Annotated in this window: 22 protein-coding genes and 1 pseudogene; 21 read left to right on the plus strand and 2 right to left on the minus strand. The window is 42.5% G+C overall.

The genetic code is table 11. The features are described 5' to 3' along the window. Positions 1-243 precede the first annotated feature (243 nt). Positions 244-3,540, plus strand: a complete 3,297-nt coding sequence (locus NXH67_RS03875; RefSeq protein WP_272796474.1) for a glycoside hydrolase family 2 TIM barrel-domain containing protein — start codon at positions 244-246, stop codon at positions 3,538-3,540. A gap of 18 nt (positions 3,541-3,558) precedes the next feature. Here NXH67_RS03875 and NXH67_RS03880 read toward each other — a convergent pair whose 3' ends face one another. Continuing rightward, the gene (locus NXH67_RS03880) at positions 3,559-3,900 is read right to left on the minus strand and encodes a hypothetical protein (protein ID WP_022779061.1); all 342 of its coding nucleotides are present in this window, start codon (positions 3,898-3,900) and stop codon (positions 3,559-3,561) included. A gap of 73 nt (positions 3,901-3,973) precedes the next feature. Between NXH67_RS03880 and NXH67_RS03885 the strand changes: the two genes are divergently transcribed. The 17 genes and pseudogenes from NXH67_RS03885 to NXH67_RS03960 all read left to right on the plus strand — a co-directional run bounded on the left by NXH67_RS03885 (position 3,974) and on the right by NXH67_RS03960 (position 15,984). Then, entirely contained in the window at positions 3,974-4,588 is a 615-nt protein-coding gene (locus tag NXH67_RS03885) for a 5' nucleotidase, NT5C type (RefSeq protein WP_022779060.1), read from the plus strand. Between the two features lie 27 nt (positions 4,589-4,615). Next, positions 4,616-5,392 (plus strand): inositol monophosphatase family protein, encoded by a 777-nt coding sequence (locus NXH67_RS03890; RefSeq protein WP_272796477.1) that lies wholly within the window; start codon positions 4,616-4,618, stop codon positions 5,390-5,392. Between the two features lie 10 nt (positions 5,393-5,402). Then, positions 5,403-5,702 carry a hypothetical protein gene (locus NXH67_RS03895; RefSeq protein ID WP_022779058.1) on the plus strand — a complete coding sequence of 100 codons (300 nt, stop codon included), beginning with the start codon at positions 5,403-5,405 and terminating at the stop codon, positions 5,700-5,702. Then, the gene (locus NXH67_RS03900; protein ID WP_022779057.1) at positions 5,699-5,932 is read left to right on the plus strand and encodes a hypothetical protein; all 234 of its coding nucleotides are present in this window, start codon (positions 5,699-5,701) and stop codon (positions 5,930-5,932) included. The genes NXH67_RS03895 and NXH67_RS03900 overlap by 4 nt, the downstream gene beginning before the upstream one ends. Positions 5,933-5,981: 49 nt before the next feature. Further along, positions 5,982-6,284: a hypothetical protein gene (locus NXH67_RS03905; RefSeq protein ID WP_022779056.1), complete on the plus strand. Its 303-nt coding sequence runs from the start codon at positions 5,982-5,984 to the stop codon at positions 6,282-6,284. A 17-nt stretch (positions 6,285-6,301) separates the two neighbouring features. After that, complete coding sequence (locus NXH67_RS03910) at positions 6,302-6,994, plus strand: YczE/YyaS/YitT family protein (RefSeq protein WP_272796478.1); 693 nt, start codon at positions 6,302-6,304, stop codon at positions 6,992-6,994. Between the two features lie 136 nt (positions 6,995-7,130). Next, positions 7,131-9,248 (plus strand): N-acetylmuramoyl-L-alanine amidase family protein, encoded by a 2,118-nt coding sequence (locus NXH67_RS03915; RefSeq protein ID WP_272796479.1) that lies wholly within the window; start codon positions 7,131-7,133, stop codon positions 9,246-9,248. A 368-nt stretch (positions 9,249-9,616) separates the two neighbouring features. Next, positions 9,617-10,504: an alpha/beta hydrolase gene (locus tag NXH67_RS03920; RefSeq protein ID WP_242830387.1), complete on the plus strand. Its 888-nt coding sequence runs from the start codon at positions 9,617-9,619 to the stop codon at positions 10,502-10,504. A gap of 289 nt (positions 10,505-10,793) precedes the next feature. Next, the gene (locus tag NXH67_RS03925; RefSeq protein ID WP_196805002.1) at positions 10,794-10,991 is read left to right on the plus strand and encodes a hypothetical protein; all 198 of its coding nucleotides are present in this window, start codon (positions 10,794-10,796) and stop codon (positions 10,989-10,991) included. Further along, positions 10,988-11,185 (plus strand): hypothetical protein, encoded by a 198-nt coding sequence (locus NXH67_RS03930; RefSeq protein WP_272796480.1) that lies wholly within the window; start codon positions 10,988-10,990, stop codon positions 11,183-11,185. The genes NXH67_RS03925 and NXH67_RS03930 overlap by 4 nt, the downstream gene beginning before the upstream one ends. A gap of 330 nt (positions 11,186-11,515) precedes the next feature. Continuing rightward, the gene (locus NXH67_RS03935) at positions 11,516-11,653 is read left to right on the plus strand and encodes a hypothetical protein (RefSeq protein ID WP_272796481.1); all 138 of its coding nucleotides are present in this window, start codon (positions 11,516-11,518) and stop codon (positions 11,651-11,653) included. Between the two features lie 82 nt (positions 11,654-11,735). Then, on the plus strand, positions 11,736-12,347 hold the full coding sequence (locus tag NXH67_RS03940; RefSeq protein ID WP_272796482.1) for a recombinase family protein: 612 nt from the start codon (positions 11,736-11,738) through the stop codon (positions 12,345-12,347). A gap of 192 nt (positions 12,348-12,539) precedes the next feature. Further along, positions 12,540-14,513 carry a DUF2142 domain-containing protein gene (locus tag NXH67_RS03945; RefSeq protein ID WP_272796484.1) on the plus strand — a complete coding sequence of 658 codons (1,974 nt, stop codon included), beginning with the start codon at positions 12,540-12,542 and terminating at the stop codon, positions 14,511-14,513. A gap of 21 nt (positions 14,514-14,534) precedes the next feature. After that, positions 14,535-14,945, plus strand: coding sequence for a winged helix-turn-helix transcriptional regulator (locus tag NXH67_RS03950; RefSeq protein ID WP_330676596.1), 411 nt, complete (start codon positions 14,535-14,537; stop codon positions 14,943-14,945). 49 nt (positions 14,946-14,994) lie between these two features. Beyond that, positions 14,995-15,108, plus strand: coding sequence for an immunoglobulin-like domain-containing protein (locus NXH67_RS18290; RefSeq protein WP_330676593.1), 114 nt, complete (start codon positions 14,995-14,997; stop codon positions 15,106-15,108). Further along, positions 15,098-15,430 (plus strand): annotated as a pseudogene (locus NXH67_RS03955) (glutathione peroxidase); the annotation flags it as partial. The gene NXH67_RS18290 and the pseudogene NXH67_RS03955, both read left to right, overlap by 11 nt. 41 nt (positions 15,431-15,471) lie before the next feature. Further along, on the plus strand, positions 15,472-15,984 hold the full coding sequence (locus NXH67_RS03960) for a nitroreductase family protein (RefSeq protein ID WP_022779852.1): 513 nt from the start codon (positions 15,472-15,474) through the stop codon (positions 15,982-15,984). A gap of 155 nt (positions 15,985-16,139) precedes the next feature. On the opposite strand, the gene NXH67_RS03965 is transcribed toward NXH67_RS03960, so the two are convergent. Then, the gene (locus NXH67_RS03965; RefSeq protein WP_022779853.1) at positions 16,140-17,195 is read right to left on the minus strand and encodes an AraC family transcriptional regulator; all 1,056 of its coding nucleotides are present in this window, start codon (positions 17,193-17,195) and stop codon (positions 16,140-16,142) included. 207 nt (positions 17,196-17,402) lie between these two features. Between NXH67_RS03965 and NXH67_RS03970 the strand changes: the two genes are divergently transcribed. Genes NXH67_RS03970 through NXH67_RS03980 form a run of 3 tightly spaced genes read left to right on the plus strand, consistent with a single transcriptional unit; the run spans position 17,403 to position 21,114 of the window. Continuing rightward, positions 17,403-18,905: a sugar ABC transporter ATP-binding protein gene (locus NXH67_RS03970; protein WP_022779854.1), complete on the plus strand. Its 1,503-nt coding sequence runs from the start codon at positions 17,403-17,405 to the stop codon at positions 18,903-18,905. Between the two features lie 14 nt (positions 18,906-18,919). Then, positions 18,920-19,900, plus strand: a complete 981-nt coding sequence (locus NXH67_RS03975; protein WP_272796486.1) for an ABC transporter permease — start codon at positions 18,920-18,922, stop codon at positions 19,898-19,900. Positions 19,901-19,914: 14 nt separating this feature from the next. Further along, complete coding sequence (locus NXH67_RS03980) at positions 19,915-21,114, plus strand: substrate-binding domain-containing protein (protein WP_272796487.1); 1,200 nt, start codon at positions 19,915-19,917, stop codon at positions 21,112-21,114. Positions 21,115-21,119 lie beyond the last annotated feature (5 nt).

The raw sequence follows: 21,119 nt of genomic DNA on the forward strand, positions 1-21,119 counted from the left end.
CATCCCAACAATCCTCCATGCCTTATTATACCACACAATACCATAAAATACCATATATAAAAACATAAAATTTGACATAAAAAATGCAGACCACAAGCGGCCTGCAAGGTATAATTTATTCATTCAACTGTCAAACTCCCGAGTGGAACTGAAACTATTAGGTTTGGTTCCACTCTTTTTTACATATTCATGTATAATTGAAGGTGCTTATGTTTTTAATAATGGGGGAAAGGAAAAGAGATCATGAAAAATAAGTTTAACGAAGGATGGAGATTCCTTAAGACCGAATACGGCACGGATTATCAGACTGCAGCGGCGAAGGCAGGCTCCTTTGAGGAGGTGGAGATACCTCACGATTGGATGATAGCCGATGCCAATAATCTGTACAAGGATAATACAGGCTGGTACTGTAACAGCCTTGATATTGCGGATACCTCCGGGAAGACTTTTCTGATATTCGACGGAATCTACATGGACAGCGTTGTGTATATAAATGGGATTGAGGCAGGTCAGTGGAAGAACGGTTATTCTCAGTTCGTTCTTGATGTGTCGGATTATGTGAAACCGGGACAGAACACCGTTTATGTGGGAGTAAACAGCAGATACCCCAGCGCCAGATGGTACACCGGCGCCGGGATATATCGAAGTGTCTGGGTCAAGGAAGTAGCGAGTACCTATATTCCGGAAAACGGTATATATATTCATTCGGAAAAAGAGGGAAGTGGTTTCAGAGTTAAGGTTAAGACAGAGGTGCTGGGAACAGACGCAGACAGAGCGGTTGTTTCCTACGCTCTATTTGATGACAGAGGTATAGAACTAGAGCTGTCCAAGCAATTTGGCGGGGACGATGGCAAAGACGTATCTTTCCTTGTAAATGCTCCTAAGCTCTGGAGTCCGGAAGAGCCTAATCTCTATGAACTTAGGGTGGAGCTTAAGCTTGATGGAGAGTGCATACAGGAGGAGAGTGTCAGAACCGGCTTCAAGGACCTTAGATTTGACCCTGCAGAGGGCTTTTTTGTAAACGGAGAATACACCAAGATCCGGGGTGTGTGCATACATCATGATCTTGGCGCTCTGGGCGTCGCTTTTGACAAGAATGCCATGAGAAGACGACTGTGTCAGTTCAAGGACCTTGGAGTTAATGCCATCAGACTGTCTCATAACGTCTATGCTCCTGAGGTATTGGACCTTGCGGATGAAATGGGCTTTTTGATCGATTCTGAGGCCTTTGATATGTGGGAGAGGGCTAAGACAGACTATGATTATGCAACGTTCTGGGAAGAGTGGCATGAGAAGGACGTGGCAAGCTGGGTAAGGCGCGACAGGAACCACGTCAGTGTATTTATGTGGAGCATAGGAAATGAGATCTATGACACCCATGCTGATGAAAGAGGTGTAGAGATCACTAAGGAACTTAGGCATCTCGTTGAGATACATGATCCTCTTAAGAATGCGCTGGTTACCTCCGCGTCCAACTACATGCCCTGGGAGAATGCCCAGAAATGTGCACAGGAGCTGGAGGTTGTGGGTTACAACTACGCGGAGAATTTCTATGAGAAGCACCACAAAGAGCACCCGGACTGGATAATCTACGGAAGCGAGACCTATTCCATTGTACAGAGCCGTGGAATCTATCATTTTCCGCTGAAGGAAAAAATACTGTCGGATTCCGATCTTCAGTGCTCATCCCTTGAGAACAGCACCACCAGCTGGGGGGCAGAGAGTATTGAATCCTGTATCTGCTATGACAGGGACCTTAAGTATTCGCTTGGACAGTTCATATGGACAGGCTATGACTATATCGGAGAGCCTACGCCCTATCAGACCAAGAACTCCTATTTTGGCCTCATCGATACCGCGGGATTTCCCAAGGATGCTTATTATGTATGGAAATCAGCCTGGGTCAGCAGGGATAAGGACCCCTTTGTTCATATTTTCCCATATTGGGACTTTAATGAAGGCCAGTCGATAGATGTAAGAGTAGCCAGTAACGGCTGCAAGGTTGAGCTGTTTCTTAACGGAAAGAGCCTTGGAGTGCAGGAGCTGACCCATGAGAGGGGAAGCGGAGACCATATCATAGGTGATTACAGCGTTATCTATGAGAAGGGTACCCTTGAGGCTGTTGCCTATGATGAAAAAGGCGTTGTGATAGCAAGAGATGTGAGGAAATCCTTTGGCGACGCAGCATCTTTAGGTATCAAGGCCGGCAAGGAGAATTCCTTTGGAGACCTGATATTTGCTGAGATATGCGCGCTTGATGCAGAGGGTAATCCCGTTGAGAATGCCAATAATTATGTTCATGTGGCGGTTACGGGAGGAAGGCTCATTGGACTTGATAACGGCGACAGCACCGACTATGACAGCTACAAGGCTGATACCAGAAGGCTGTTTGGTGGCAGGATGCTGGCCATTATAAGACGTGATTCGGAAGATACTGAGGTGAATATACTGGCGTCACTTTCAGAAAATAAGGATATCAGAGCCATTAAGCTTGTTTCCGACAAGGGACAGAGCCTTGGACCGGATTCCAAAACTATTGTTGTTACAGCCAATACGCTTCCTTCAGATGCACCCGCTCAGAACCTGGTATTCAGAGCGCTCAACAGTAAGGGCACCGAGTCCAATCTTGCCAAAATTGTGGTTAACGGCAATACAGCAGAGGTAACAGCGGTAGGAGACGGCTCCTTCAGATTAAGGTGTGAAGCCTATAACGGCGCAGACTCCGTTAAGGTTATTTCCGAGCTGGAATTTGAAGTCTCAGGAATCGGCACAGCTTACCTTGATCCTTACGGATATATCTACGGAAGTTCCTATACCTCAGCTATAGGAAGGACCGGAGCCGGCAATGAGCAGGGCGTTGCCAGCTACAGAGACGAGGAGACGGTTATTTCCTTCGAGGGTGTTGACTTTGGTAAGGACGGCTCTGATGAAATAACGGTTGATATCTTTGGGCTTTCGGATGATCCTTATGATTTTGAGATATGGAAGGGAATTCCCGGAAGTGAGGGAGCAGAGCTTATCGGCAAGGAAATTTATCACAAAAAATCCATCTGGAACGTATACCAGCCCGATACCTGGACCTTGAATAAGAAGCTTACAGGAATTCAGACCGTAAGCTTCAAGGTGTTCGATAAGGTGCATATTAAAGGATTCTCTTTTGAGAGGAAGCTTAGGGCCTATGAGGGAGTAGGTGCAATCAACGCAGAGTCGGTATACGGCGACAGCTTTACGCAAACCGCAGATGCTGTGGAAGGCATAGGAAATAATGTGACCCTTAATTTTGGTGTGCTCGACCTTGGAGAGGAAGGCCCGGAGAAGGTTACAATAACCGGCAGAGCGCCCAAAAACGCCAACACCATCCATCTTCGTTTTTATAATGAGGAGACAGGGCAGGAGTACAAGGAGATACTTGAATTTCCTCAGAGTAAGGAGTATACTTCACAGACATTTGGAATAAATAAAAGACCCGGAAATTGGGAGACATCATTTATCTTCCTTCCGGGCAGTAACTTTGATTTTAAGGCATTTATATTTGGATGATGGCAGATTACCGGATCATCAGAGATTCTCAATGGCATTGTTAAGAGCACTGTTTACTTTGGCGCTCATTTCATCGGAGAGTTTGACATTCAGCATGTCTACAACTCTGTTGTCAATGGAATAACCAAGGCGGCTTGCATGTTCCCTGAAGTCGTCCTTGTGGGTGTTCTCGTAGCTATTCCGCATGTTTTCGCCAAGAGCCTTGGTAGCATTCAGTGAATCATAGGCCTGTGCAAACTCTTCACCGAATTTCTTCTTGGACTCTTCATCAAGAGATGCCGCGGAGATTGCAGATGAAGCGCTCTGATTTAAATATGTATTTGTAATACTGTTTGCTGCTGCTAAGAACTGAAAATCCATACCAGAATCCTTTCTTTGTTCCAACTCTCAATGACTATATCGGCAGCAGGCGAAAAAAATTTAGAGGTAAAATATGAATAATAAAAAAATCTATGTAGACTTTGATGACTGCCTTTGTGAAACCGCTCTGGCCTTCACATTTATTGCAGACAGACTCTTTGGAAAAAAGGTTCCCTACGAGGAAGTACGCTTTTTTAACTTACAGAAATCCTTTGACCTTACTAAGGAGCAGTACGAGGAGCTGATGATCGAGGGACATCGCCTAGAGACACTTCTGTCTTATGAAGAGACTCCCGGCGCATCAAGGGTTATCAATGAGCTGATAGACTTAGGACACGATGTCAGCATCATAACGGGACGCCCCGCCAGCGCCTATGACGCCTCCAGGCAGTGGCTTGATGAGCATGATCTTAAGCGCGTACGTCTCTATTGCCTTAACAAGTATGGCAGGGACTCTTTTATCAAAAACAGTGAGTTCAATCTGGAGCTGGAAGACTATTACAAGATGAAGTTCGATTATGCCATTGAGGATTCACCCATGGCCTTCAAGTTCTTCGATCATCTGCCGGACCTTAAAGTAATGGTCTTTGACAGACCCTGGAACCGTGAAGCGGATCTGCCCGGCGATAATTTCTATCGCTGCAATAACTGGAAAGAGATAAGGGAGCGACTCTTTGAAAACAATTAACGACAAACATAAGGTAGGAGCAGCATAATGACAATAGAGACAATGATAACAATAGTAAAAGAGGCAGGAAATATCCTGCTGACAGCCAAGCGCCCCAAGATCATGGAGAAATCCGGGCATGCGAACTTCGTGACAGAAACAGACGAAAAAGTTCAACGTTTTCTGGTGGATAGATTATCAGCTGTATTACCTGAGGCTGAATTTCTTGGAGAAGAGGATGGACAGGACGTTTTTTCCGCTAAAATGGCCAGTGGCTACTGCTTTGTAATTGACCCAATAGACGGAACCTCGAACTTTATCTATGAGTACAGGCCATCAGTGGTGTCTGTAGGACTTTTGAGAGACGGTAAGCCTTACATGGCGGTTGTGTATAATCCTTATGATGACATGATGTTCTCTGCAATCGCAGGTCAGGGAGCCTACATGAACGGGGAAAAGATAATGTCCTCAGAGGCACCACTTTCTGAACAACTTGCCTGCTTTGGAACAGCGCCTTACTACGAGGAGTACAGAGACAGATCCTTTGACATTGCCAAAAAGCTGCTTCCTCAGTGCGTCGACCTTCGAAGATCCGGAACAGCTGCCTGGGATATGTGCTGCGTGGCTCTTGGAAGGTGCGGTCTGTATTTTGAACTCAAGATCCAGATATGGGACTACGCCGCAGCTGCGCTGATAGCCATGGAAGCAGGCTGTAGTGTCACTGACATTGAGGGTAAACCTCTTTCCTACACAGGTGCTTCATCTACGCTTTGCATGGGAAGGGGCGTAAAAGATATTCCGGAATGTTTTAAGCTTGGAGTGTGATAATAAGAAAATGGACAATAGATTCGAATGGGCAAGAAAACATGATGAGGTGGTAAGCGCAGTTACATCCCTGGGATTTCCCGGAGAACTGGGAGATCAGATTGCAAGGCAGCTTGGGAGCCCTAAGGCGATGGAGCGGATGCTTGCATATCTCTACAACGTGAAGCCCCGCAGCGCAGAACTTATTGTGGATGAAATGCTGGCTATCTGTAGCGATGTGGACAGATGGAGAGACAAGAAGGCAGCTGAGGAAGCCAACGCAAGATATAATGAGATTTTGTACTATGGACTTGGAGGCGACGAGGAATGAGTTCAATTTTGATCAAGGATACGACAAGGGAAGAAAGAGAGCGGATTGTAGCTGAATCAATCGGTAATATCAACGGCAGCTGCGATGGCTGTAGCTCGGGACTTATTGAAATGTATCAGCCCTATATCGATGGAATTAAGGAGATTCGTGACATCAACATGGAATTCAGGGCTCATTACGAGTCCGGTGTGGATGGACCTGAAAAGGCTGATTGTGGTTACAAGATGTGATTCATAGGGACTAAGCAGCTTAGCCTTTTTTGAAGATAGAGGGTGAGATATGTATTCAGAGATAATAATCAGTGTGAAAGATAATACTGATGAAGTATTTGAGAAGCAGGTGAAAATGCTTCAGGAACGCCATCATGCGAAGGTACTACGAATGGCATTAGATGAGGCTTCCGGCTATATAGAGAAATGTTCATCGGATATTCTTTTTATAAGCGATGATGCGGATATGCTTTCAAAGGCTCGAACTGCCGGACTTGCAACGAACGATCCTAAGGTAATGAGGGAATCCTATATGAAGGCAATGGATATGCTTAAGACAATGGGGATGTCCCATTGTCCCGGAAATACATGAGAGTAACGAGGAAAGAAATGCTTAATAACAATCGATTAAAAGAAAACCGCACAGTGAGTGCGATAGCATTGAATATGCTGCTGGCGGCAGTAAGTTTGTTTGTAAACGGTTTTGGTGTATATCTTACAATACAGGCAAATATTGGCGCAGGCCCCTGGGATGTACTTAACCTTGGCCTATCCAAAACACTGGGAATTCTCTATGGAACCGCATCTGTCGCAGTATCTTATGCAATTCTGGGAATTGATATTGCGTTAAAAGAGCCCATAGGAATAGCCATGTTCATTGATGCTTTCGTTGTAGGTAAATCAGTGGACTTTTTTAACAGAATTAATGTTGTACCAAAGTGCGATTCGCTTCTGAAGGGCGTTGTGGTCATGTTAATAGGGCTGGTGATCATGGCATACACACAGTACACCTACATGAGCGCATCCCTTGGCTGCGGACCCAGAGATACACTGCTTGTTGCACTGGCCAAGAGAGCAAAGAAGATACCTATCGGTGCGGTAAGCATTGCACTCCTTAGTCTGGCAACTCTGATCGGCTGGCTCCTGGGTGGACCTGTAGGCATCGGTACCCTTATATGCGCTTTTGCTACAGGCCCGATAATGCAGATGGCATTTACATCCGTGAAGTTTGACGCGACACGCATTCACCATCAGCACCTTGCGGACTCAGTGAAGGTATTCGTGAGCAGAAAGGCTGCGTAAAAAAGTCAGATTTTATAAAATCCCAAAATACTAACTAAAGGTTATATGTTAATTCTATTTTAGCCATCGTAAAATTTTTTTACGGTGGCTTTTAGTTTGGAGTGAAATTTTTTTCTTATGTGAAAGGTGGGATTTTATGAGTAAAAAGCTATTGGCAAGATTGTTGTCGCTGACTCTGTGTGCTGGTATGGTGTTACAGCCTGTAACTGCTTATGCAGGACAGGAGGTCGGTGAAGTGGACGAAGCAGAGGAAGTCGTTGTTGATGCACCTGACGAGGAAGTTCCTGATGAGGAAGTTTCTGAAGCAGAGGCTCTTGAAGTAGTTCCGGAGGCTTCTGTGCTTGATTCGGAAGCTTCCCTGTTGATGGCTGCTGAACCTGAGGATGATGATCCGATAATTCCGGAGCCTGAGATACGTACAATTTCCGTTGATAATGTGTTATCCAGCCTTAGGGATTCTTATAAGGTAAGTGACCCTCTTCCCACAGTTTCTTTTGAATCTGATGAGAGAGCAATGGAGTATTCTTTCGTTACATGGCAGGTAGATGCCAGAATTAAATGGGTAGATGTTAGTGGGGGCAATTTTTCACCGGGAACATCTTACAGAGTTCGTATGGCTGCTACTATTGCAGAAGGTTCTAAGGATACTTGCAAAATAGACCCGAATTTCAAGCTTGTTGTCAATAAAAAAGAGTGGAAGCAAGACGGCTTCCAGAATGATGCAGAAGGTAATGTAGAGACAATTTTCTTTGTATCTCCTGCAATTACTGCAGAGGAGACTACGAAAACAACTATTTCTTCCGTGACAGTAAATACTGATCCGGAGCTTACCTTTGTGATTGCTGATTATGGTTATTGTATTGAACCGACATTCATATCAGAAACAGAGGGCATAAAGGCCACATTCGTTAAATGGCTGAAAAAGACCGAAGATGACAGCTGGGAAGACTATAACGAAGAAAGATTTGATGTAGGTTATTATAAGGCGCAGTTTGCTATAGTACTTGATCCGAAGTATGAAGACAAATACGAATTGGACTGGGATTGTTCATGCAATTATGAATCAAGAGAGTGTGAGTATGAATCAAGGGAGAGTATTCTTGGCGTCCGTAAAATAGTATTTAATTCACCTGTATTTTATTCGAAATATGTTTATGGAAATAGCATAAGCAGAATAAGATCGAAGGATGGCATTATATATTTTGATCCTTACAGAGGTGCAAGCAAATATGAAGTAGAGATCAATAAAAAATTATATTATACAGAGGAGCCTTCTTTTGACGCCGCAAAAGCTTGTTATGAACAAGAACTGCCATTTGGACTGTACACTGTATATATAACTGCTGTAGATGAGGAGATGAAGCCGATTTCCAATGGCTGTCCTCACACTTTCACTTATAATATCTTATCGGAAGAGGGCAAGAAGCAGATTTCGACTATCGAGGCCACTTCGAACATCGCAGATATATTTGTGGATGGAGAGAAATATCAGGAGCCTACATTTAGCGGACCTGCGCCTGTAACCTTCATGAATATTCACTGGCAAAAGTATTTGCATGAGAATTTTATTCCTGTCACATCAGATGACAAAGATTATTTCTCAGAGGGACAGTATCGCTACAGAGTGCTGCTCCATATTGAAGGTAGATACTTTAATACCCATGAATTTGCGGAAGACCCCAAGCTTATCGTTGACGGCGTAGAATGGACCTGTGAAAGCAAGGCTCTATTTGACGATGGGAAAATAATGAATATATTTTTCCTGTCACCTGTATATACCATTGGAGAAGACCCTGAGCCTGAACCGGAAGAAATTAAGGGAACCTGGAAGACCAAATGGGGCGCTACCTACTTCATAACAGAAGACGGTGAGACCCTGACCGGCATGCAGAAGATTGGCGGAGATTTCTATCTCTTTAGTAAACGCGGAACTCTTCAGACCGGCAAATTCTATACAGAGAATGAGAAGACTTACTATTTTGGCAAAGACGGCAAGAGGATAACAGGCTGGATGACTAAGTGGTCTTCAACTTATTACTTTGATGAAGAAGGTGTGATGCAGACCGGGTTTACAGATATTGAGGGTTATACCTATTACTTCAAGGCAGATGGAAGGTTCGTACATACCGCCTGGATTACTATAGGTGATAAAAAATATTATGCCAAGTCTGATGGAAAACTTGCTAAAGGTGAGACCATCACTAAGTGGGGCAAGAAGTATAGCTTTGATGCAGACGGAGTATTGATACAATAAAACAGTCAGATAAAATACAAGACACTAAAAGAACTCCAAGGCGCATGCCTTGGAGTTCTTTCTGACTTCTGTTATGATTTTTCTAGGTTATGATATGTTTTTTACATGATGAGGAAGGACTAAGACATGTACAGAACAGCCGTTATTGGTGTTGGAAATATGGGAAGCCGTTACGCATCAATTCTGCAGGACGGACTTGTTGTATAGGCTCCAAGGCTGATGCTTTGGGGCTTATTTTTGTGCCAATATTTTGATGATTTTTTGACTTGCATTTTTGAAATTCCGTGCTATTATTTATATTCTGTGCGTAAAAAACAATTTTATTTAAAAGGAAATATCGTAATATGACATTCGCAATAGTAAACATAATGATTTTTGTAATTATATACCTTACACTCTGTGCAATATTTGCAAGATCAATGGGACTTGTTAAGTGCATTGATCCCCAAAAAGCATATCAGAAGGAGAACCGCAGACATTTTCTTGATGGTTACAAGAAATGGAAAAGCGAAGAATACATAATCAAATCTTTTGATGGTTATGAGCTTCATACAACCTATATTCCATCAGCAGTTCCATCCAATAAATTCGTCATCCTGGTTCATTCATCAACTTACTGTAGGATAGGAGGAATCAAATACTTTAACATATTCAGAAAAATGGGATATAACGGAATTCTCTTTGATCTTCGTGGTCATGGTGATAACAAGAAGTCTCCGTCAACATGGGGAATCAAGGAAAGCAAGGATCTTCTCTGTGTAATAAATGATACTGTTGAACGTTTCGGAGATGATATCAAGATCGGCGTCCATGGCGAGTGCCTTGGAGGCGTAACTGCCCTTACCGCGCTTAAGTATCATCCTCATATCTCTTTTGTTATTGCTGACAGCTGCTACAATTCACTTTATTCACTTCTGTGCAAGCTCGCTCAGCAGATGGCACATGTATCACCTGTACTTTTTGATCCTGCAGTTATCTTTTTCAAGCTAATGTTTGGATTTTCTTATAAAGAGATTTTTACAAAAGACAGCCTTAGAGGCAACACAGTTCCGATTTGCTTTATCCAAGGCGACAGCGACTGCGTTGTACCTGTAGATGATACTATGGAACTTGAAAATGCAACTAAAGGTTACAGTGAAATGCACATATTTGAAGGTGCTGATCATACCCGTAACATCATTGCTGACGCAGATCGTTATGAGAAAATTATCAAGAACTTTTTATACAGAGTAAGATGCATGGAGCATGCAGCATAAGCGCATAGCTTCATAACATAATAATCGCTGATACTTAAGCTCCAAGGCTGATGCTTTGGGGCTTTTTCCTGTCATAAAAAAGGCCTGAAAAAAAAGTGCATGAATACTGGGACTGGAGCCTACAACTACAATGAATCTTTTGAAATGCTGATAAACACTGGGAGTTTTAAGAGGAAGTTATAGTACAGTTAACGGTGTAGCCTAGAATCAGAAGAAAAGCATACAGGGGCTCAGAGGTACCGTGTTTAGAGAAAGAGAGGACTTTGAGATGATATTTTTAACCATTTGTATGGCACCGGTAATGTTTGTGCTTTGGGCAATAGGCCAGACCATTGCGGCATTAGTACGTATTTTCAAATTTGATATCACATGCTCTTCTGTAAAAAAGAAGAATCCGACTCTGTATCGGAATCTTAAGAATGAAGAAGCCAGAATAATGAATAATGGTAGAAGCTGGTACTGGATTATTCATCATCATGACAAATGACTTATCAGGAAATCGGTGATGAGCTTGGCATCTCAAGGGTGGCGGCCAAAAAGAGAGTGGCGAAGCAAGGGAAGCCATCGAAGATGCCGGCTATGAATCCCAATACTTACGGGATCCCTGCCGAAGAATATGATCAGGAGCATTATTCCAGAGTAAGCGTTGTGGTAGCAAACTCTGAAACACCCAATTTTTAGTCAATTGATACGGTAATTACTGAACTGAATAAACTTAGAAAAGTGTTAATGGAGAAGATTTCATTAGCACTTTTTTATTTCCCATGACTCCGATAATTACCGAGGGCTGTGTATTCCTTCTCTTCTTTCCCTTTTCCTCCCTTCGCTTTTCTTCCTTCTTCCCCTAGAAAGAAGAGAAAAAGAAAGAAGCAAAGAAAAAGGGAATAAAGATATACCCTATTAACTAACTAATCTTATCCAATCTTATCCTATCCATCTTTTCTTTTCGTCTCCGTCCGTGCCACAGACTACAGAACAGACCAAGAGGGCAGTCAGAAAGGAGCTTAAGAAATGAGCAGATTAACCAAGATTGAGCAGGGGACAGTTATCAATTTCAATGCTGGGGAGGAAGAAGCGGTTGTCTATACCAGAGATAAAGCCGTTATAAGAAAACTTGACTCGTTAGTTACCGTAAGCCCAGAAGGATAACACAGGATAGAAGGGATCAGATCAGAACACAAAGGGAAAACATTAACAACAGCCGTAAAAAAGCGGTGACAGGAGGTTTCACATGAGCGAAAACGAAAAGGTTTATGGATACGCAAGGGTTTCAACTATAGGGCAGAACGAGGATAGACAGATTCTTGCATTGATGGAGATGGGAGTTCCACAGAACAGGATTTACCTGGATAAGCTGTCAGGGAAGAACTTTGAAAGACCGCAGTACAAGAGGCTTCTCAAGAAGCTGGATGACAATTCCGTGCTGTATATCAAATCCATTGACAGGTTAGGACGTAACTATCGTGATCTCAGCGAACAGTGGCGCATCATAACTAAGGAAAAAGGCGCAGATGTTGTTGTCATTGACATGCCACTTCTTGATACAAGGCGTGAAAAGAGCCTGCTGGGAACATTTATCAGTGATCTGATACTTTCGCTACTTTCATATGTGGCAGAGACCGAGTATCAGACAATCCACCAGAGACAGGCTGAGGGAATTGCTGCTGCAAAGGCTAGGGGCGTGAAGCTGGGCAGACCGCCAAGACCTTTACCGGAGAACTTCCATGAGGTTTATCAGAGATGGAAGGCTGAAAAGATATCTACTGAAGAGGCAGCAAGGCAAGTAAATATGCCTGCTTCAACGTTCAGATATAGGGCTTCTATATACAAGAAAACCACTTAATTGAAAGTGCATCTCCGAGCAAGAAGGTGTACTTTCTTGTTTTTTTATCAAATGTAAAATCAACGATTTTCATTATAAGGCTTTTGTGGCTATAAATCCATAGTTCATGTACAATTCATGGTTCCTAATCATATCCCTAGTTGATTCAAAATAATGGGCACAAGAAAGTACACTTTTTGGCGGAGAATAAGAATGAACAATGTAATCAAGCACATAAAGGATAACGCCAGTATCATCATTATTGCATTTATCACAGCTATTTTTTCGATTGTGGCTATTACAGAATCTAAAGGAGATAGCTTGAAGTACAGCTTTCCTGCTGAGGGAACAGATTTTTCAACTGTTTCATGGGCAGAGGTTCCAATAGACGAAAATGGTCAGACTTTTAGTGTGATATATAGAGCTTGGGATATAGGACAGCTTGGACTTAGAATGTCCTATGATGAAGTCGATAGCGATAGTATGTTTGAGCTCCACATCACGGATTCCAAGGATAATGAACAAGTCTGTGAATACAGAGTAGAGGATTTGGACGTTGATCCAGAAGGTCTTACTTGGCTTAATGTAAACAAGCATGTTGAGTCAGGACAAATAGAGTTTACCATTAAGAATATAAGTACCAATGGACTCAAGGTAATAGGTTATTCGCAGGAAGGTGTTTATGATGAAAATGGTAATGTCGCATTTAGCCTAAATATGCAGGTGAATGCAGCTTCATATCCAAAGGCTAAGGCTTATATCTTCTCTATAGCGTGGATAATAATTCTTCTTGCTGGAGTGATCTTCTTGAAGAACAAGCCGATATCATACGAGAAGCTTTTTGTTGTAGCATACCTTGTTTTAGGAATCTTGGCATTTATGGTATACACGCCATTTGCTGAACCAGATTCAGGTAATCATTATAGGCGAGCCTATGCGATTTCTGAGGGAGATGTATTTCCGTCACTTGATGAAAATTATGCTATTGGAGGCACTTTTGCCTGGCCATCAACGTGGGGATCTGAAGATGGAGTTAGTGTTTCATGGTATGAGGCAAGCAACAGAATGGGATTTGATGTGACAGATTCAAACAATGCAAGATATCTGACATATACAAACATAGCGTTATATTCGCCAGTTTGCCATTTTGTACCGGCAATTGCCATGAAGATAACAAGATTGTTTACACACAGTATTATTGTTATCGAGATGGTTGCCAAAATACTGAATTTCATAGTAATAGGCATTTTGCTTTATCTGGGAATAAAGATGACTCCTTTTGGAAAAGAATATTTTCTATGGATAATCCTACATCCTTTTATGATGAAGCAGTATACATCAATATCTCCAGACATTATGACGGCAGCATTGGTTTATCTCCTTACTGCTACGGTATTAAGGCTTAGATATGATCCTAAAGCGTATGCCAAGAAGGGGTATCTGGTTGCAATTTATATAATTCCATTTTTGCTTGGACAGTTTAAAATCGTCTATGTTGCTTTTTGCATATTACTGTTCCTGATTCCCATGGATAAGTTTGAGAGTAAGAAGAGTTATTTTATCAATGCAACTGCAATTGGGCTACTTACAGTGATACCTGCGCTGACATGGCTGAAGATATCTTCACATATTTTGAGCCTTGGATATGCAAGCACAAATGAAACTAATACTAAGATAGCTATGAACATTTTTAAGTATGTTCCAGTTCTTCTAAGAACATTTTTTATCAGGGGATATGACTATATCATGCAATTTTTTGGATATACGCTTGTGTTCAAAGATGGAACAAATGATGCGATGGTTTTGATTTTCATGATGCTTGTAACAGGCTTAATAGTGAGAAATGTTCAGCGGAATAGACAAAATCAGTCAGAAGCGGCTGTGATAGTTAAGAAAGATATCGCATTAAAGGTGATTATTTCAGCAGCGCTTGTTATAACAACTTTATTGATATTTACCGCAGAGTTTGTACAGTGGACTGATCCAGGGGTATTAAATATAAACGGAGTAAGAGGTAGATATTTCTTCCCGTTCATGTTCCCTGCGTTGATTCTTTTCACCGGAATGTCAGATACTAAGGTTATAGATGGCGAAGTAGTAAATGCAACAGAATGTAAAACAATGTATTCATTAGCTGCAATTACATTATGCTTTATTGCACAATTATTCATAGTCTATCAGCTTTGATAAGGCAATTTTCAGTCAGAAATAAGGAATCCGCTTATAGCGAAGATGCTGTTCTTGTGTAAAGCTATTGAGCAATTTGGAAGTGGATTTAAGAGAATTGATAGTTTGTACAAAGACGCAGGTGTTGAGTACGCATATGAAAATGTTAGCAATGGATTTAAGTTTATCCTATATCGTCCTCAAATCATAAGTGACATTTCAAATGTCACTTCAAATGTCACTTATGGAGATGGTGAAGCATTAAATAAGACAGAACAGGCTGTATTTGCTGTTCTAAATCAGAACCCAGAGATTTCACGAGAGGAAATAGCTGAGCTGGTTTCAAAAACGGTTAGAACTGTACAGCGTGCATTGGGATCATTGGCAGACAAAGGATATATTCGTAGAGTTGGTGCTAAGAAAAACTCTACATGGGAAATTTTGAAAAAGTAATTGTTATGAGAGATCGGAGATATTAAGCTTTGATTGTGGAAACAATAAAGTGGATGATAACGGAGTTTTTACTGATATCGGCTACAATATTCCAAAGAATGGGGAAGCTGAGATTGAAACTAACTGGGAATGGCTTTACGGAAAGCTTGGACCCGGGAACTGACGATGAGATCCATGAGTTCTGCACACTTCATTACAATACAACATTTCCTCAGATGAAAAAGGCTGATGTGAATGGGGAAAACGAGCTTCCTCTTTATAAATATCTCAAGTCACAGAAGGGATTTGAAGGCTTCCAGGATCATCAGTACAGAGAAGTGCTTGAGAAGATGTTTGCAGAAGCAGATCCTGAGTGGGACAAGAAGCCTGACATCAAGTGGAATTTCACCAAGTTTGTAGTAGACAGGGAAGGTAACGTGGTTGCACGTTTTGAGCCTACTGCCAATGTGGCAGATGTTGAGGCTTGTATCAAATCTCTTCTTTGAGATTTGGCGCGGAGAACTGTTAAGAGAAAGGGGAGTTCACAATGGAATTCAAAGACGTAGTAAAGAACCGTTATTCATGCAAAAAGTACAGCGAGCGAAAGGTAGACAGGGCAAGGCTAAATGAGATCCTTGAAGCAGGGCGCCTGGCTCCTACAGCCAAGAATCTTCAGGAGCAGCATATCTATGTTGTTGAGTCAGAAGAGAATCTGGCTAAGATCGATAAGGCAACACCTTGCCGCTATGGCGCTCCTACGGTACTTGTTGTAGCTTTTGATAAGAATAATGTATTTACATATCCGGGTGGTAAAAGAGATTCCGGAATTGAGGATGCTTCTATCGTGGCAACTCACCTTATCCTTGCTGCAGCAAACGAAGGAGTGGACAGCTGCTGGCTCAATTTCTTTGATCCCGAAGCACTGGCAAAAGACCTTGGCCTTCCGGAGAATGAAGAGATTCTGATGCTCCTGGACCTTGGCTATGCTGCAGAAGGAGCCGGACCACTTGATAATCACAACAGCAGAAAAGAACTGTCAGAGACGGTGACATACATGTGATAAATTCGTGCCATGTTTTGGTTTGAATACCGTCACATGGCATTTTTAATGCGGTGGGTGTCTATAGTAGATGCTCACCGTTTTTTGGTGGGTAGGAATTACAGGCGAGAATATCGATATCGCGGATGACATCTGACAGGGGTATGAGAGCTCTTTTACCTGGTTCTGTTTGATGTGGACTGTTTGCGATATGCAGAGGGCGTCATGCCTGTGTGCTTTTTAAACTGTCTTATATAATGCTCTGTGGTATCGTACCCGACAGCTTCTGCTATGGTCTGCACCGTCATGGTGGAATTGGCAAGAAGATCCTGCGATCTTTCGATTCGGACAGTTCGCAGGATATCTGTGTAATTCATGCCTGTGAGCTCTTTTATCAGCCTTGATGTATATTCGTTGGAATAGTGGAACTTATTTGACAGATCCGACAAGGTGACATCTTTGTAGTTTTCCTGAATATACTGGATAAGAGCATAGCGCTGGACATCTACTCTGGAGTCGAACAGGGGCATCTGAACAGATTCGGAGTACCGTCTTATTATCAGATAGAAGTCGAGGAGTAGGGTGTTTGTTATGGTCTGATAGTGGTACTCTTCCTTGTTGCGACTCTCTGTTAACATCCATATGAAGGACTCGGAAATGGCTGCGTCCTGGCCGGTCCTGAACATTATAAAATCGTTCGCCTTTTTGGCATAAATGTTGTTCAGAAAGAAGGATGAGAGGATGTTACGGGTGTTGAGAAAGGAGTAGAACATAGTGTGAAGTGTATCACGGCGCAGCATTATATTTATGGCGATAGTGTCGTCAAATACCGCAAAAGAATGCCTGATTCCCGGTGGAATCACGCAGAAATCTCCTGTTCTCATCTCAATGGTATTGCCCGATATAGTCTGGGTGCATCTGCCATCGTAAATATATGAGATTTCAAAAAAGGTATGGCTATGCTCAATATCCGGGCTGTATCTTTCGTGCTTTTGAACAATAATACTGTCATTGTCAGACAGATCAAAAAAGAAATAATCCTCATAAACATCGGGGATTGTTTCTTTTTTTTCTTTGATCAGAAGGTGCTTACTCAGCACCATTTCCATGTCAAGATTCTTAAGAAATTCTCTAAGCGAATCCGGGTTCTTTCCTGCGAGGTAGTACTCTCTATAAAATGCTTCCACCTCTGTAACATCGTATATATGCTGCTTTAATGCATTAGCGTCCATTTTATCTCCTTATATTGAGGGCTCCTATTAAATCTACTATATCTGCTCGGCAAGTAGATGTCAAAAAATAAAAGATTTATATAAAAATTATTATATTTAAGTCATAAAACATCAATAATATTGAGCGATTTTGTGAATTATGTTCAGTGCTTTTTAAACATATAATTGCATCATAAAGAGCGCCGTTACAGAAAGGAATGGGCAGTTATGAATAAACCAGTTCTTGAAATGAAGAATATCAGCAAACGATTCGGAAGCGTCGTGGCTCTTAACGAGGTTGACCTTGAAGTTTATCCCGGCGAGATCAGAGGCCTGATCGGTGAGAACGGATCAGGAAAATCCACTATTTCCTCAATAGCTGCCGGAATGCAGAAAGCAAATGAAGGAGAGATGTTTTTTAAGGGAAACAGATGGGAACCGGCCAGTATGATAGATGCACTGAACAAGGGCATTGGAATGGTTGTTCAGGAAAGCGGAACAATTGGAGGAATATCGGTGGCTGAAAACATGTTCCTTGCCGAACTTGGGAGCTTTAAAAACAAATTTGGCCTTGTGGACAAGAACAAACTGGAAAGAAAAGCAGATGAGGCTCTTAAAAGCGTTGGGATAGCAGGCATCAGCGGAAGAGATGCGATGGGAAGGCTGGACTTTCAGGACAGAAAGCTGGTTGAAATAGCCAAAGTTATCATGAAAAACCCGGATATTCTGATCATCGATGAGACATCAACTGCGCTGTCCCACGATGGAAGGCAGATCATGTACAGTCTGATCAGAAAAATGAGGGATGACGGAAAGTCAGTGATCTTTATATCTCATGATCTGGACGAAATCATGGAAGTCTGTGACACGTTGACGGTACTCAGGGATGGAAACATCATAAGGACTTTTGAAAAAGAGGAATTTGATGCAGATGCCATCCGCAGCAGCATGATAGGAAGAGAGCTTAAAGGTGATTATTACAGGGCGGATACGGAGTGTACATCTCTTGATGAAGTGGTACTCAGCGCTCAAAGCCTGAACTACAAAGATAATTTAAAGGACGTTTCTCTGGAGCTCCACCGCGGAGAGATTGTGGGAGTCGGTGGCCTTGCGAGCAGCGGAATGCATGATCTGGGTGAAGCCCTTTTCGGAGCGCTAAAGCTTGATTCGGGGCATGTTATCTGCGGTAGTGGAAAAGAGATACTCAGCCCTCACAATGCAATGGGGCAAAAGATCGGATATGTGTCGAAAGACAGAGATCAGAAATCGCTTTGTCTCGATGCAAGTATAAAAGACAACATTGCTATCGCCGGAATGAATATCTTTAAAAACAAAATAAACCTTGTTACTTCATCCGGTGAGAAAAAATATGTAAAAAAACAGGTGGATGAACTTAAGATCAAATGTTCAGATATGGATCAGGCAGTAGGTCAGCTTTCGGGTGGCAATAAGCAGAAGGTTGTCTTTGGTAAATGGATAGGCTGCGGAAGCGAGATACTGATCCTGGATTGCCCCACAAGAGGCGTGGATATCGGAGTCAAGCAGGCGATGTATCAGCTCATGGTAAAGCTCAAAAATGAAGGCAAGGCAATACTTATGATAAGCGAGGAGCTGCCGGAACTGATAGGTATGAGTGACAGAGTACTCATTATGAAGGACGGAGAGATCACAAGAGAGTTTAAGAGAAGCAGTACCCTCAGCGAGGGAGACATCATAAGCTACATGATCTGAGGAAGGTAAAAGAGATGACAGATAAAAGAAAAACCAACATAAAACAAAAACTCATATCCTTACTTCCCATTGCCGCTTTACTGGTTTTGTTTGCAGCATTTCTGGTGGTGGTAAGCATAAATGGTTACAGGCTGGATATGTACCTGAAAATAGTATTTAATGAGGCTCTTGTTCTTGCGGTGGTTGCTACTGCGGCGATCTTCATTTATACCCTTGGCACCTTTGATATAAGCCTTGGAGCATCAACGCTCTTTGCAGCCACTATGGGGGTCATGACCTATAACAAGACTCAGAGCCTTATTTTGATGATCGTCACGATATTCGCAGTGGGTATCACAGCTTCACTGCTGAATTCGGTTTTAGCCTCGGTTTTTCATATACCTCCCTTCGTGACAACTGTTGCCATGATGTCGGTTCTTTCAGCTCTCTCGGCACAGATCATCACAAGCTATGGAGGAGCTCTTGGCGGAATAAGTATTCCCAGCGAAGTTGTAAAGCCCTTTGACAACATAGGTTTTAAGGCAATGCTTTTAATAGCCTTTTTTGCCATATGCTTCTTTGTATTCCAGTTTACGAAGGCCGGAAGAAGGATGAAATTTGTGGGCGGAAATCCAATTTGTGCAGAGCTTACAGGAATAAAGGCAAGTAAATATACGATCCTGGCCTTTGTGATGGCGGGAATTGGAATCGGCCTCGGAGCATTTTTGACACTTTGCTATACCCCATCGGTTACTACTACAACAGCATCTAGTATAGGAATGAATATCTTTATTGCGATCGTTTTCGGAGGAATGCCAATCTCAGGAGGTGCAAGAAGTAAGATTTACGCGGCACTTATCGGTGGCTTCTCATATATTTTGCTGAATGACATCCTTGAGATAGTCATAGACAGCAGCGCAGCATACGGCATCACACAGGTGATCAGTGCAGTCTTTTTCCTGGCGGTGGTTTATGTAACCGGCATGAATTACAGGACAGCACTGTTACCAAGATAAAGGAGGAAAATATTATGAACAAAAAACTTACAAAAGTGATCGGACTTATCATGGCCGGGGCCATGACGGTGATGGCAGGATGCGGAAATTCGGCACCTGCTGCACAGGGCAGTGCTGATAACGCAGCACCGGCACAGGAAGCTGAAACAACTACTCAGCCTTCCGGCAAAGCCAAGAAAATCGGAGTGCTTGTAGCAGATGTCAGCGGTGAGGAAGCCCTGGGATTTAGAAATTACTATGAGAAGTATATTCAGGAAAACTATGATGTTACCTTTGATTACACTGATGCGCTGGCAAGCGCTGAAGACGAGAAGGCTGCTATTGAAAAATTTGCATCAAAGGGATATGACGCAGTTATCTCTTTATCCAGCAGCGACAGAGCACAGCAGATTGAGACCTGCGAGCAGTATGGCCTTTACTATGCAATAGCTTCAGGAGTTCTTGATGAAGAGCAGTATGAAAAATACAAAGGTTATGAGCACTTCGTTTGCCAGATCGGACCTTCAAATGCCACTGAATTTGAGGCAGGAAAAGCTATGGGCGAGTATTTTAAAAATCAGGGAGTAAAGAAGGTGGCTCTCTATGGCGCTTTCATTCCAAATCCTATGCACGTTTTCAGAGCAGCCGGTATTCTTACGGGACTTGGTTGTACCTACGGCGGAGCAAATGACATGGGAGCGATCGTGGGACAGATTTTTCAGGATCAGGGAATTGATCTTTCAAAGGTTTCCGGCGATGTTGAACTTGTTGCATACCTTCAGGGATATGGCGATACAACAACAGATGAGCTTGGTGCAGCTATTCAGAAGACTCCCGAGGCATTCCTTTCAGTTGGAATGGCAACTACATTCTTTGCACAGACACTTTCACAGGAAAATATACCTTTTGCCGATATTGATTCCTTTACTGCCATGAACAGTCAGTCAATGGAGAGTGGAAGTCTTAAATATCTTGCAGGTAAGTATTCATCATCTATCGGACCTGTATTTGCGCTGGTTTCAAATGCGATTGACGGAAATCTTATCAGAAATGATGAGGGAAATGCTGTATCGCTCAATCAGGGCTATCTGGTAGCAACAGACAAGGCAACATTTGATGAGTATTTTGTCAATGACAACGGTGATTCACCCATCTACAGCAAAGAGACACTTGATAGCATTATCGGAAGTCAGGTCACCTACCAGGATGTAAAGAGCCTTGTAGAGAGTAAGTAATACAG

The organism is Butyrivibrio sp. DSM 10294 (assembly GCF_028539135.1).
Taxonomy (GTDB): domain Bacteria; phylum Bacillota; class Clostridia; order Lachnospirales; family Lachnospiraceae; genus Butyrivibrio.